The sequence below is a fragment of the Exiguobacterium sp. SH1S21 genome, from assembly GCF_004337175.1.
Classification (GTDB): domain Bacteria; phylum Bacillota; class Bacilli; order Exiguobacteriales; family Exiguobacteriaceae; genus Exiguobacterium; species Exiguobacterium aurantiacum_A.
Window position 1 is genome coordinate 22,280 of sequence record NZ_SJUY01000009.1, and the last position, 13,389, is coordinate 35,668.

Annotated in this window: 15 protein-coding genes; 5 read left to right on the top strand and 10 right to left on the bottom strand. The window is 48.2% G+C overall.

Annotation, left to right across the window (positions count from 1 at the left end):
- Positions 1-212 precede the first annotated feature (212 nt).
- The 3 genes from EVJ24_RS12175 to EVJ24_RS12185 all read left to right on the top strand — a co-directional run bounded on the left by EVJ24_RS12175 (position 213) and on the right by EVJ24_RS12185 (position 1,970).
- A complete protein-coding gene (locus tag EVJ24_RS12175; protein ID WP_131441493.1) occupies positions 213-851 on the top strand; it encodes a hypothetical protein in 639 nt (212 codons plus the stop codon).
- A gap of 253 nt (positions 852-1,104) precedes the next feature.
- Positions 1,105-1,425, top strand: a complete 321-nt coding sequence (locus EVJ24_RS12180) for a hypothetical protein (RefSeq protein ID WP_071398938.1) — start codon at positions 1,105-1,107, stop codon at positions 1,423-1,425.
- Entirely contained in the window at positions 1,422-1,970 is a 549-nt protein-coding gene (locus tag EVJ24_RS12185; protein ID WP_131441494.1) for a hypothetical protein, read from the top strand. Before EVJ24_RS12180 ends, EVJ24_RS12185 begins: the two co-directional genes overlap by 4 nt.
- Before the next feature lie 107 nt (positions 1,971-2,077).
- Here EVJ24_RS12185 and EVJ24_RS12190 read toward each other — a convergent pair whose 3' ends face one another.
- The 8 genes from EVJ24_RS12190 to EVJ24_RS12225 form a co-directional block, all read right to left on the bottom strand.
- On the bottom strand, positions 2,078-2,533 hold the full coding sequence (locus EVJ24_RS12190) for a WapI family immunity protein (RefSeq protein ID WP_131441495.1): 456 nt from the start codon (positions 2,531-2,533) through the stop codon (positions 2,078-2,080).
- 2 nt (positions 2,534-2,535) lie between these two features.
- A complete protein-coding gene (locus tag EVJ24_RS12195) occupies positions 2,536-2,796 on the bottom strand; it encodes a hypothetical protein (protein WP_071398941.1) in 261 nt (86 codons plus the stop codon).
- An 83-nt stretch (positions 2,797-2,879) separates the two neighbouring features.
- Positions 2,880-4,232, bottom strand: coding sequence for a GH1 family beta-glucosidase (locus EVJ24_RS12200; RefSeq protein ID WP_131441497.1), 1,353 nt, complete (start codon positions 4,230-4,232; stop codon positions 2,880-2,882).
- Positions 4,233-4,256: 24 nt separating this feature from the next.
- Positions 4,257-5,183, bottom strand: a complete 927-nt coding sequence (locus EVJ24_RS12205; RefSeq protein WP_201740378.1) for a carbohydrate ABC transporter permease — start codon at positions 5,181-5,183, stop codon at positions 4,257-4,259.
- A 3-nt stretch (positions 5,184-5,186) separates the two neighbouring features.
- Positions 5,187-6,086 (bottom strand): carbohydrate ABC transporter permease, encoded by a 900-nt coding sequence (locus EVJ24_RS12210; protein ID WP_131441498.1) that lies wholly within the window; start codon positions 6,084-6,086, stop codon positions 5,187-5,189.
- 62 nt (positions 6,087-6,148) lie between these two features.
- Complete coding sequence (locus EVJ24_RS12215) at positions 6,149-7,462, bottom strand: ABC transporter substrate-binding protein (RefSeq protein WP_236637652.1); 1,314 nt, start codon at positions 7,460-7,462, stop codon at positions 6,149-6,151.
- Between the two features lie 197 nt (positions 7,463-7,659).
- Positions 7,660-8,673, bottom strand: a complete 1,014-nt coding sequence (locus EVJ24_RS12220) for a LacI family DNA-binding transcriptional regulator (protein WP_071398945.1) — start codon at positions 8,671-8,673, stop codon at positions 7,660-7,662.
- 146 nt (positions 8,674-8,819) lie between these two features.
- The gene (locus tag EVJ24_RS12225; RefSeq protein ID WP_131441500.1) at positions 8,820-9,692 is read right to left on the bottom strand and encodes a TetR/AcrR family transcriptional regulator; all 873 of its coding nucleotides are present in this window, start codon (positions 9,690-9,692) and stop codon (positions 8,820-8,822) included.
- A gap of 154 nt (positions 9,693-9,846) precedes the next feature.
- Here EVJ24_RS12225 and EVJ24_RS12230 point away from each other — a divergent pair, with 154 nt between their 5' ends.
- Positions 9,847-11,340, top strand: coding sequence for a DHA2 family efflux MFS transporter permease subunit (locus tag EVJ24_RS12230; protein ID WP_131441501.1), 1,494 nt, complete (start codon positions 9,847-9,849; stop codon positions 11,338-11,340).
- A 48-nt stretch (positions 11,341-11,388) separates the two neighbouring features.
- On the opposite strand, the gene EVJ24_RS12235 is transcribed toward EVJ24_RS12230, so the two are convergent.
- Positions 11,389-12,033 (bottom strand): plasmid pRiA4b ORF-3 family protein, encoded by a 645-nt coding sequence (locus EVJ24_RS12235; protein ID WP_071398954.1) that lies wholly within the window; start codon positions 12,031-12,033, stop codon positions 11,389-11,391.
- A 14-nt stretch (positions 12,034-12,047) separates the two neighbouring features.
- Positions 12,048-12,497: a hypothetical protein gene (locus EVJ24_RS12240; protein ID WP_131441502.1), complete on the bottom strand. Its 450-nt coding sequence runs from the start codon at positions 12,495-12,497 to the stop codon at positions 12,048-12,050.
- Positions 12,498-12,630: 133 nt separating this feature from the next.
- Between EVJ24_RS12240 and EVJ24_RS12245 the strand changes: the two genes are divergently transcribed.
- Positions 12,631-13,248 (top strand): glucosaminidase domain-containing protein, encoded by a 618-nt coding sequence (locus tag EVJ24_RS12245; protein ID WP_131441503.1) that lies wholly within the window; start codon positions 12,631-12,633, stop codon positions 13,246-13,248.
- Positions 13,249-13,389 lie beyond the last annotated feature (141 nt).

Sequence of the window (13,389 nt, forward strand, 5' to 3'; positions counted from 1 at the left end):
AAGCGGTACTAATATTTTTTCAAGAGGCGAGGTTACTGTCAAAAAAATGAACAAAGTAAGAAAGATAAGAATAGGTAACCCTGCATACAATGTTCTCTTAAATTTTTGTGTATAAGTGAGTTTGTGGTACATTTTCACTTAAATCCCTCCTTTATTCCATTTAATATTTATTATATACTTAATTTAACACTAAAAGGGGGTAACGTAAACTTATGAAAAAGTTTTATAAGCAATTTACACTTGTAATGAGTACTCTATTACTTTTGTTTGGTTCTTTTTCACTTTCAGTTAATGCCGCTGAACATTCTGGGGCTACAAAACAGCATTTAAACTTGAATGACATCAAGAATCATGAACAAATTTTTGAGTTGATTCATCAAGATCCCAATGACATTATCTCTTCTTATTGGTTAGATGAAAGTGTCAAATCTGGTGTAATTAACATATTCAATTCATCAGAAAATAAATATTATAACTTGTACGTTGAAAAAGATCACATCACTTACTACAGTATTCAATATTATGTGAGTCATGATTCAAAAGATGCGAAATTCGAACTATATTCTATCGACTCATTTAATAATTCTCACCATGAATTCACTTCGCAAGTTGCAAACGAGACTGGCAAGGTCTCACATCAAATAAATGCAAAAAGTAATAGTAATACAGCTTACAAATGGGCCTGTATTTTCTCTAGCTATGTTGCTTGTGCAGCAGCGGCCGGTACAATAGGATTCGGAGTGGCTGGTCCATTTGGAGCAGGCGCAGCTGCTCTTGCCTGCAGATACGTTTTCCAAACGCTTGTCGAAAAATATGGTAGTAAAAAAGCAGCTTGTAAAATTTTTAGCTAACTTCCGTTGTAGGGAGGTAATCTTACTTTCCTACATCTTTTTTCCTTATTCTCCTTCTTTTTAACTCATGAGTATAAATTAAATACTTAATTTCTTTTCTACATAATACGTAAATTGAGAAACATAATTTCTTGCTTTAATAAGTCCGCTTTATATACTTAAACCAAGTATCGACCTGTAACAAAAACGACAGCCCTTCTCATCACAGAGAAGGGCTGTTATATTTAGGGAAAAAAGTAAAGGGGTTGAAAAAGTGGAAGTGTACTATCCTGCCCTATTTGCTGTTCTCGCTGGCGTGTCCGGATTAGTCGGGTTAGCACTACAGTCTGTCTATCCCATCTTGTTAGTACCTGTCTGTTTACTCGTCGCGGGATACTTTACAGTCTCTAAAAAGAAGCAAGCGGAAACACGCAATTATACGCCGAGCTTCATGATCTTATCGAGCGCCGCACTCGCATTCGGTCTCGGCTTTAAATCCATCGTCCCATACGCCATGCTCATCGGAATTGCGTTGCATATGGTCTGTATCGTATGCGCGTTCATTGCACTTGGCCGATATCAGTCGCAATCATGAAATCATTCTTACAGTCAGGAGGGATCGTCGGAGGACTTCTTGTCCTCCTCGTCCTTCCTTTGCTTTTACTTGATATCGGACTCATCTGGCTGCTCGAAAGGAGCTTGTCCGCACCGCTCTCCCTTTTGATCGCATTATGTTGCTTTTATAGCATATCTTTTGGCTTCGGACTCCTCATCGACGGTTTCGGCGCTGTCCTCGCGTCACTTCGTTACACTCGAGCATTGCCGTTCCTACGCGCCGTCGGTCATCTTGCGACAAGTGCCGGTAGTTTATATAGCGTGACCTGGTTATTCCCGAATGTCGCGTTGTCACCACTGACGATGAGCGTGATTGTTTTCGTGCATTGGCTTGGGGCACATCTTTGGCTTCGGAACGATTCACCGGGCAAAGCGGGAACTGCACCGAACGATTCCCTCGATCATCAAATTGTTCAGATGTTACGGACCGCGACCGTACCCGACTGTGTCGAGACCATCCAACAACAGTATCCAAACGTATCGAAACTCGAGATTTTGCGTCGGGTTCGTCGTATTAGCCGCTAAATCGAGCCATTTGTTGTTTACAAACTTTTTTAATCGTTTAAATTTTATTTTAACGATTAAAAAACGAACGCATAAAAATATCCATCTGTCGTCTAGACAGATGGATTTTACTTGATTGGCCCCCGTACTGGAAAATCAGTTGCGATGTCCCGTAATCCTTTTAAGAAGTTGTCCACATTCGTTATGGACGTCTCAAATTCAAAATCAATCTCCTCTGCCTCGTCCTCGAGCGGATGTTCCAAGATACCTCGTACGCTCACTTCATCCCCATCCGCGTCAAGTCTCGTCAACGTCACGCTGATGAACGGTTCTGTCGGCGCGAACACGACTTCCTGCACGTCGCCCGCTACAAACGACTCGAACACAGATATGTAGTGCGCCACGAGCAAACTGTCGAGCATAATGTCGTCGAATGTGATGCGATGGTCAGGCGTATGGAGCCCGACCCAATTCCGATGCCACGACGCGTCATGCATGTTGTCGGCGTCTGAATAGGCGTACGCGTAACTCTCGATTGTCACATCCATCGTCTCGTCACGCGACATCAATTTCGCAATCGGCATCGTTATCCGTCCTTTCGCAGTGAATAGCCGTCAATCTCCTGTAGACGCATCCGTTTCTGATCGACGGCCGCATGCACGATGACCGTCACCCCCGGATTGAGCTCCATCATCTTCTTGATTTTCGTCAAGTCGTCGCCTTTAATCTCGACCGGTAAGACGAACTCGCCTTCCTTCAAGTGAATGAACTTGATTTTCCCTTTATCGTCGTAACCTGTCACTTCGTATGTCGCATACTCGCGTTTCATCTGAACCGCCCCTTTCATTCGTTGTCCTCTTCTATACGTTCCCCGCTTGAATCGGTTCCACACAAAAAATCCATCCCTGTAGCGGCAGGGATGGATTCGTCTTACGCCTCGATGCTATCTGCGTGTTTGGCTTTATGGTCCGCGATGACGCCTGCGTACCATTTCGCGCTGTCTTTCCAGACGCGCTCTTGTGTGTCGAAGTCGATGTAGAGAATGCCGAAGCGTTTCTCGTAACCGAAGCTCCATTCGAAGTTGTCCATGAGCGACCAGAGGTAATATCCGGCGATGTTCATGCCTTCGTCGTTCAAGTCAGATACGGCTGTGAGGTGCTTTTTGACGTAGTCGATGCGTTTATCGTCATGGACTTCGCCGTTCTCAAGCACGTCGTCATACGCTGCGCCGTTTTCTGTGATGATGATTGGAAGATCTGTGTACTCGTTACGTAAGCGACGGATCAGGTCTTTGAATTCGTTCGGGGCGATATCCCAGCCCATGCCCGTCTTGTCGTAATCGGAGTAAGCGGCGACTGTCATGAAGTCGTTCGCTGCGCTGAACTCGACGAGTCCGCGGCTGTAGAAGTTGATGCCAAAGAAATCGCACTCTGTCGAGATTGTCTCCATGTCACCTGGTTTGATGAAGTCGTATGTGTGCACGTATTTCGAGAACAAGTTCATCATGTCGACCGGATACTGGCCTTTGAAGACCGGATCGAGGAACCAACGATTCGAGTACCCGTCCGAGTTGTTCTGAGCGAGTTTGTCGTTCGCCGAGTCCGTCTTCGCGTAGACCGGTGATAAGTTGAGCGTGATTCCGATCGGTGTCGTCGACTTCATGTCGTTCTTGAGCAATTCAACTGCTTTACCGTGTGACAGCAACATGTGGTGCACGGCACGGACCGCTTCGTTCATGTCACGATGTCCCGGTGCGTGAACACCGACATGGTAGCCGAGGAAGCCGGCACACCATGGTTCGTTGTGCGTGATCCATGAGTCGACGATACCGTCGAGCTCATCGAAACACACTTTCGCGTACTCGAGGAACCAGTCGACCGAGTCGCGGTTCACCCAGCCCCCTGCTTCATGGGCCCACATCGGGAGGTCCCAATGGTAGAGCGTGACGGCCGGCTTGATGCCTTCTTCACGGAGACGCGTCGCGAGCGTCTTGTAGAATTCCATACCGGCCGAATTGAACTCACCTTTGGCCGGGAAGATGCGTGGCCAGGCGATCGAGAAGCGATATGTGTCAACGCCGAGCTTTTTAATGTGCTGAATGTCTTCTTCATAACGGTGGTAATGGTCGCAAGCGACGTCACCGTTATGCTTTTCGAACACACGTCCGTCGATGTCACAGAACATGTCCCAGATCGACGGCGTACGCCCGCCTTCGTTGTGGGCGCCTTCGATTTGATAAGACGAAGTTGCCGTTCCGAAGACGAAGTCTTTGTTAAACTGCATAGTCAATTCCTCTTTTCTGTCTAGTTATTCTTTGACCGCACCAGCCGAGATACTGCTGACGATGTATTTCGACAAGAACAAGAAGGCGATCATGATCGGCACGACTGAAATCGCGATACCGAGGTAAAGGGCACCGAGGTTTTCGGCGACTTGCGAACCTTTCAAGAAGCCCATGAGTACCGGCAACGTGTACTTCTCTGGTGAGAACAAGAGCACGAGCGGCATCAAGTAGTTGTTCCACGAGCCGATGAACGTGAAGATCGACATCGTCGCAACAGCTGGCATCATCATCGGAAGCGCGATCGTATGGAAGATGCGAAGCTCGCTCGCTCCATCGATCCGCGCTGCTTCGATCATACTGACGTGCAGCGTCGCTTGCGTGTACTGGCGGATGAAGAAGACGACGAACGGACTCGCGATCGACGGGATGATGAGCGGGATGAACGAATCGAGAATCCCGAGCGTCTTAGAGATCTCGTAGAAACCGATAAGTCCGAGTTGTCCCGGGACCATCATCATGACGAGCATGAAGATGAACATCACGTTTTTCCCTTTGAAGTCGTAGAACGAAAATCCGAACGCAGTCATGGCCGAGAAGTAACCCGAGAGCAACGTCACGAGCACCGCAACGATCAAACTGTTTTTAAATCCGGTCCAAATGTTGATGTAGTCACTCAAAATTGCATAGTTATCGAGCAGTGATGTCCCTGGGATAAGAGAGAAACCGGTCATGATTTCTCCGTTCGTCCGTGTCGCGTTGACGAGCATCATCAGGAACGGGATGAAACAGATAATCGTCAAGATGATCAAGCCCGTATAAATCAATCCGCGGCTAAATATTTTCTTCTTTTGTTTATTCTTTGGCGGTTCCACGCGGAGCGGTTTCTCCTCGCGTTGTGGCTGTACTTCGCTGTCGGCGAGCATACGCCGTGATTCTGCATTCTGTTCCATTGCTTATGCTCCCTTCTGCGCAGCGCGCTCTTTACGGAACATGCCTTTGAAGACGATCGCCGAGAAGACGAGCGTGATCAAGAACAAGCCGTAAGCAACCGCTGATGCATAGCCGTAGTTGTTATACTTGAATGCTTGATTGTACAAGTAAAGAACCATCGTGTTCAGTGCTCCGTCTGGCGCACCAACTCCATCCGTTATCAAGAGCGGAAGGTCGAACAGTTGAAGACCACCGATGAGCGATGTGATCATGATATACAAGAGAATCGGCTTAAGTAATGGCACCGTGACGTTCGTGAACATCTGCCAACGGTTCGCGCCATCGATATGGGCAGCTTCGAAGAAATCTTGCGAGATCCCCGATACACCGGCCATGACGATGATGAACGAGTGACCGAACCACATCCATGTCAAAATGAGTGAGACGGACAGTTGTGCCGTCACCGGTTGCGATAACCAATTGATCGGGTCTGAAATAATGCCGAGTTTCAAGAGCATCATGTTGAGTGATCCGTGCTGCCAGTCGAGCAAAATTCCAAACAAGAGTGCGACCGAACTGATCGTGATCAAGTTAGGAAGATAGAAGAATGAACGGAAGAACGCGAGGCCCTTCAATTTCAAACGAAGATCTGAGAACAAGAGCGCGAGAGCCAGTGCGAGACCGATTTGCAAGACAAAGTTTATTCCCCAAATCTTAATCGTATTGACGAACGCCTCGATGAAGTATGTGTCTGTCAACAAACGCGCGTAGTTCGCGAAACCGACGACCTCTTCACCCGGGCTGCCGGTATAGTTGGTGAAACTGTAGTACAGGGTCAAGAAGACCGGGTAGATACTGAATGTCAAAAAGACGACCCAAAATGGGGCAATAAACGCATAGCCGTAACGGTCAAGTTTTTTCACGTCGTGTTACTCCTTCCATAGCAACCCTTCAGGGGGGAATCCCCCCCGCGGGTTAGCTTGCTTCAGTCAACTGTAATGTCTGGGTAAGCGTTCTTCGCTTGTTTTTTGAACTCTGCGATTGCTTCGTCTTTCGACTTTTTGCCTTCAACGTATTGGAGGACAGACGCGCCGTAGAGTGTGTCGAGCTGTTGGTCGTATTTCGTTACGATTCCTGGTGTGATTTCATCAGCTTGGTCGAGGAAGAACTCATAGTTGTTCTGTCCGCCGAGGAAGTCGTCGCTGAAATCATCTTTGATCTTATCTGTGACCGGTTTGTAAGCGAGTACGTCACCAGTCTCTTCAGCCCAACCTGTCAAGAACTCTTCGTCTTGCGTCATGAGTTTAACGAAGTCGTATGCTGCTTCTTTGTTTTTCGACCCTTCGTAAACTCCGAGCCATGTGCCGCCCCAGAAGTACGGGCTTGGACCGTTTGTGACTCCCCAGTCACCGGCTGAATCTTTCGCGCTGTCTTTCAAGACACTGTGGAGACCCCATGTCGGGAGGACGTATGAGAAGACTTGTGTTTCGACTTCTTTGCCGCCTTCTTTAACTTTGATTGGTTTAGACATACCTTCGAACCAAGATGGTGACCATTCTGGAGCGAGTGCCGTGTATTGTTTCTCACGAAGCTCTTTCGCGTAGTCCATGTAGTCGATCTTATCTTGTGTCAAGACAAGTTCGTTCTTGTCGTTTACCCATGCTTCAGGGTTTGCGCCTTGTGAGAACCAACGGATCGCGCCTTCATCTGGGAACATACGATAGCCTTTTTGCTTCATCTTCTCAGCAACTTCGAAGACGCCGTCCATCGAGCTCATCATGTTTCCGATTTCAGTCGGATCATCCGTGCCGAGCACTTCTTTCGCTAGGCTACGTTTGTAGTAGACACCACCTGGAGTCGTTTGCCATGAAAGGGCGCGCACGTTGCCTTCTTTATCTTTCCCAAGGTCAAAGACGTATGGGATGTAGTCGTCCGCGATTTCATTTACATTGTATGGCTCGTCTGAAAGGTTTTCCCAGTATCCTGCGTCAACCCATTGCTTAAGGAACGCGATTTCCCCAGTGAATACGTCTGGTGCCCCAACGCCACTTTCAAGTGCTGGCTTGAGTTTTGTCGGATAGTCCGCGATTGGAACAATTGTCAATTCGACTTTGACGCCGTTGCGCTCTTCGTACGTTTTGATCGGTTCTTTGAGCTCATCCGTGAACGACCAAACTTTTAAGACATCGTCTTTAGAACCTGACCCAGAACCTGAAGTTTCTTCGTCGTTTGAGCATGCGCCCAAGACGCCGACTGATAGTGCTCCGATTGAAAGTAAGCTGACTAATTTTTTACGCATGTGTGAACCCATCCTTTTAATGTTTTTTAGAAAGCGTTTGCAAGAAGAGGGAATAAATTGTCGAAAGCGCTTTCGAAAATGTCGAAATAAAATATCGAAAGCGATTTCGATTTTTTAGGAATGACTTTCGAAATCGCGCTCTTCCCTCTATCCGATTAAAGGGGAGAGAGCGACTTCGAAATATCATCGGGACTACTTTAGTTTTTGACCGGTGCGCATGACAAGCGTTCGATCAATTTGACCGGAATAACTCGACGTTCTGTGAGTCGTTCTTTAGCGGTCATTTGTTCAATCAACAACTCGGCTGCTGCTTCGCCGATCTCGTCCGTATCTTGACGAATCGTCGTCAGCTTCGGCGTGATGTACTTGATCATGTCGATGTCATCGTAACCGATGATCGAGATGTCTTCCGGCACCCGGAGACCGTGCTCATGGACGGCTTCAATCGCACCAATCGCCATCTGGTCACCCGCGACGAATACTGCGGTCGGAGGGGTTTCGAGCTTTAGAAGCTTCTCCATCGCTTGTTTACCTTCTTCGACTGAAAAGAATCCGGCGTTGATCAGATAACCTGGCTCAATTGGAAGATCGAGTGCCTGCATGGCGAGCTCGTACCCTTTGATTCGGGCCGCACCGGCGTCAATCGTTCTGTCACCGGCGATATGTGCGATCTTGCGATGACCGAGTTCGTACAAGTGGTTCACGGCTAAACGTGCACCCTCGATATTGTCCGAATAGACGACGCTACAATCCGCGCTGTCCATATCGACGACGACGATCGGGATGTCGCTTTGCATGAGTTCTTGGACTTGCTCATCCATCCGGTCCGAACAGATGACGACGATGCCGTCAACGGCGCGGTGTTTGAAGTGTTCGAGATAACTCATGTCACGGTTGCGGAGGTTTCTTGAGGCAAAGATCAAATCATAGCCTTGTTCCTCTGTCGCGTGACGAAAACTTTCAATGATTCCGTTAAAGAATGGATGTTTCATCCCGACTTCGTTCGCTTCCGAGAACATGACTCCGATCGCCCACGATTTCTTCGTCGATAACGACTGGGCGTGTGCGTTCGGCAGATAATCCATCTCGGCGGCTGCTTTTAAAATCTTGGCTCTCGTCTTGTCGCTCACGTCCTTGTAGTTGTTCAACGCTTTAGAGACGGTCGTGATCGAAAAGCCGGTTTTCTTTGCTAAATCATAGATCGTACCCATGTCAGTCTCCTCTTCCCGAAAGCGCTTTCGGTAATTTGATTGTAGCGCATGAATTTGTAGGAATCAATTCTTTTTCGTGGAATATTTTGAGATTTATTATTGTGACGTCTTTCTTCTATATAACAGTAACAGGAAAGTTTTTGTCGTCAATGTGTCCGTGTGTACAACCATACAAGATTCGTAAATTTTTGAACCTCGGTCTCGCCAGTGACACCTTTGAACAAGCGTTGAAACGGCTTGAGCAATTGCTCGATGACAATTTTCCGAAGCCGCTCTTGATGCAATTCATACGTGATCGCCTCAAATAAATCCCTTTGTTCTTCCGTCATTACCACATGCTTTTGGATCCGCTCTGCCATCTCGACCAACTCTTCTTTCGTGACCAAGTTTTTATCCGTCGTCCCCCGCATTTGATCGACCGTGACCGGGTTCAAGATATGTTCGCCCGTCTCGACCATCCGTGCCGCCATCAGCTCGACGTACGCATACAGGTTGCGGACGAGCCGTTGGATCGAGTAGGCCGTGTTGGTGATGCGAAGTGTGAACAACACGTGTTGCAACATCCCGTTGAATAGAATCGTCAATTCGATCGAATACGGACGAATCGGTTCGCCGATAATTTCCGTCAGGCGCATGGCGAGCCACTCGATCTCATAGACGCGATGCTGCAAGACGAGTTTCTTCAGTTCGGGTTCGTTCGCCGACATGATCGACTCAAACAAGGCGTACAGATTACGTTCCTCATTTAACTGAATGAGAATCGAGATCTGCTCGATAAAGACATCTTTATCGCGCTTGTCCCGTCCCATCTGCATCTCGATGCGACGCTGGCCGGCATCATAGCGCAAATTCTCAAGGATGTTGGCGACACAGTCCGTCTTCGAGGCGAAGTAGTTGTAGAAAGTCCCTTTCGAGATGTTAGCCCGCTCGCTGATTTCTTGGACCGACGTCTGCTGTACCCCATTCTCGATGAACAACGTCATAGCAACATCGGCGACTTTTCGTTTTTTATCTTTCATATACCGATTACTCCGTTCTGTTTGGTTTGTATCCTAAGTATAGCATTTTGAACTCACGGTACAAAATTGTTGATTTTTTTACACGATGGGTATAAAATCATTTCATCGACACTTACTAGTATATAACTATTTAGAAAATAAAGGAGCAGTCCAGATGAAACCAGAATTCCAAAAGAAACCGCCGTATCTCATGCTCGCGGTCTTGTTCGTCGGGGCATTCATCGCCTTCTTGAACAACTCATTACTTAACGTCGCTCTCCCATCGATCATGGTCGATTTGAACATCGCTGACTATTCGACCGTCCAATGGCTCGCGACTGGCTTTATGCTCGTGACAGGTGTCCTCGTCCCAGCATCGGCCTACTTGATTACCCGCTTCTCAAACCGGGCGCTCTTCATTACGTCGATGGCGATTTTCGCCCTCGGGACGGCGATTGCCGCCTTCTCTCCAACGTTCGGCTGGTTGCTCTCAGGGCGGATGATCCAAGCGGTCGGTGCCTCAACGATGGGACCGCTCTTGATGAACGTCATGCTCGTCAGCTTCCCGCGTGAGAAACGCGGAACGGCAATGGGTATCTTCGGTCTCGTCATGATCACGGCACCAGCGATCGGACCGACATTGTCGGGCTATATCGTCGAGTACTACGACTGGCGCGTCTTGTTTGAGATGATTCTCCCGCTGGCGATCATTGGACTCGCACTTGCCGTTTGGAAAGCCGAGAACGTCATGGTCCAAAACAAAGACCAATCGCTCGACTACTTGTCGCTCGTCTTATCGACGCTCGGCTTCGGCGGAATTTTATACGGCGTCAGTTCGGCCAGCTCGGACGGTTGGGACAACCCAATCGTCTTGACGACGATGATCGTCGGTCTCGTCGCACTTATCGCGTTCGTCGTCCGCCAGCTCAACATGGAAAAACCGCTCCTCGACTTACGGGCGTATAAATATCCGATGTTCGCACTCGCGTCGATCATCGCGATGGTCAACGCGGTCGCCATGTTTTCCGGGATGATCTTGACGCCGGCTTACGTTCAAAGCGTCCGCGGCATCTCGCCGCTCGATTCAGGACTGATGCTGTTGCCAGGTGCCATCATCATGGGGATCATGTCACCGATCACGGGGAAACTGTTCGATAAGTTCGGACCGAAGTTACTCTCCATCACGGGTCTCACCATCACGGCGATCTCGACGTATATGCTCGCGAACGTTCAACTCGACTCGACGTATACGTACATCGTGACGACGTACACGCTCCGTATGTTCGGGATGTCGATGGTCATGATGCCCATCATGACTAACGGTCTCAACCAGTTGCCGACACACCTTAACCCGCACGGCACGGCCATCAACAACACGGCACAACAAGTATCCGGTGCGATCGGGACGGCAGTGCTTGTCACCATCATGAACTCGGTGACACGGACTGAAGCCGAGTCACTTATGACCGGCGTCGATCCGTCGACACTCACTGAAAGCGCAATGGGTGCGATGACGCAGCAAGCGCTACTGTCAGGGATTCAAGTATCGTTTTATGTTGCGCTCGCGATGAACTTACTTGCGCTTGTATTAGCATTTTTCGTGAAACGGGTCGATGTTCGAAAACTCGATTTCAAGGAAGAAGAGCAAGAGCTCAAAAAAGCGAATTAAGTTATACGAAAAGCCGCCCTGTTCTCACAGGACGGCTTTCTTTGCGTGCTATTTCACTCGCTTCACCGTCACATACTCTTTCAACAAAAAGTTGATGCGATCGACTTCATACGGCTCAACTTCTTTTCCTAACTCAATCATTTCTTCATGTTGCGGATGGTTCGGATCATTTAAAATCTCTTGCAGGTGTATGTTTCCAGCCATGCCACCGATATCCTCGAACGGCGTCTCGCCCTCCCACTCCGTCACCATCGGATGCGGGTGCGGATAATCGGCGATGACTTTCTCCAGAATCAGTTCATGTTGCCAATCGTCCCCATAGTCGTACGTGTAGTAGAGTGTTTGATCGGACTCGATGATACTCGGGAGCTTCACGTTTTTCATGTCCCGGACCGTTACTTGCTTGAACCGTTCCAATAAATTTGTTTCAAATTCGCTCAGCTTTGACTGAGCCTTTAAATACGCGAGACGATCTTTGTGTTCATACACTTCTTCAGGATTTAACACGAAGCGGAACGTCGGGTTACGTAAATCGTCCTCGAATTTTGCCAAATGTGAATCTTCCCACCACATGACGAGTTGAATCGCGTCATGAAGCCGTTTGAAATTCGTCTCCGCCGGGATGATGAACCGGCGCCATACAGGGGTCGGACTCCCCAGCAATTTAATCTGGAATTGATATGCTGTAAACATGTGGTACCGCCTCTCTAAATCGATTGTTCTCGAACATCTGCCCGTCTCGGTTGCTCCGGGTCAAGTAACCGAATTTGTTGCTCATAATACCACTGCACCATATATTGAGCTGCAACTGCAACTATAAAAAATAAGCCGAGGAGCGGGCGACCTAATAGAACCATGACAAATAAAATCAAACTTGGTAACATCATGAACAAAAATGTCCACATATACTGACGACTAATCAATCGCTTGACGTTCGCCTCAGGCGCCATACTCCGCGCGAACTGACTCTCCTTATAATGGAGCCATCCCGTCACAACGATAGACAAGATAACCCCAATTCCGAGCCCGATATAAAACTGTCCGATTTGATATGCGAGTATAAACGTCAAAACGAGTAATAGAGCGAGACTAATTTGAGAACGATTTCGTTTCTGTTGATGCCGTTTTAGCGCTATGGCACGTTCTTGTTTATCCATTCCCCTCACCTCAATTCTAATCTACGACGCAAATTTGGATTATGTTCCCTTTTTAGCTAAAATTAATGATTGTGCCTCTGAATAATATGGTATTATCTGTATAGTTTATTCAATCGAATCGGAGGATGTCTTGATGAAAAAAGTGCTCGCTTTTGGCTTAGCTATGATCTTGATTTTAACTTCGTGCTTCACCTTCGAAACATCGGCCGAAGCCGCGCCAAAGAAAGAGAATCGTGCTATTATGGGAGCATCGACTTTAACTCCTAAACAGATGGCAGACTACGTGAAAGCGAAAAATCCGAGAACCGTCCGCCTTCATGGCGTGACAGTCGAAGAGCTCGCCAAACTGTTCGTCATCATCGGCGCAAAAGAAGGCGTCCGCGGGGACGTCGCCTTTGCCCAAGCATTGAAAGAGACAGGTTACTTCCGCTACGGCGGGGATGTCCTTCCGAAGCAGCACAATTACTCAGGGATCGGTACAGTCGGCAAAGGGGTCAAAGGCCATTTCTTCCGCTCCCCGCACCAAGGCGTGACGGCACAGATTCAACATTTGAAAGCATATGCTTCTAAAGAAGCGTTAAACTCGACCCGCGTCGACCCGCGCTTCCATTATGTGAAACGAGGCTCTGCGACGACTTGGCCGGCCTTGCATCGCAAATGGGCGATGCAACCGTCGGGAAATTATGGGACGGACATCCTCTCGATCTATCGGGAGATGGGACGGACCCAAATCCGGGTCGCCAAAAAATGAACGAACGATCATGACTTATAGGGGTGAACGATAGTGACTTGCAATCAAGTACGGTTATTCAGCGGACTCACGCTTCTCGTAACGGGCGTCGTCTTGCTACTTAAACGCTAACAAGCATTCAGAGCATCTGCTCGGATGCTT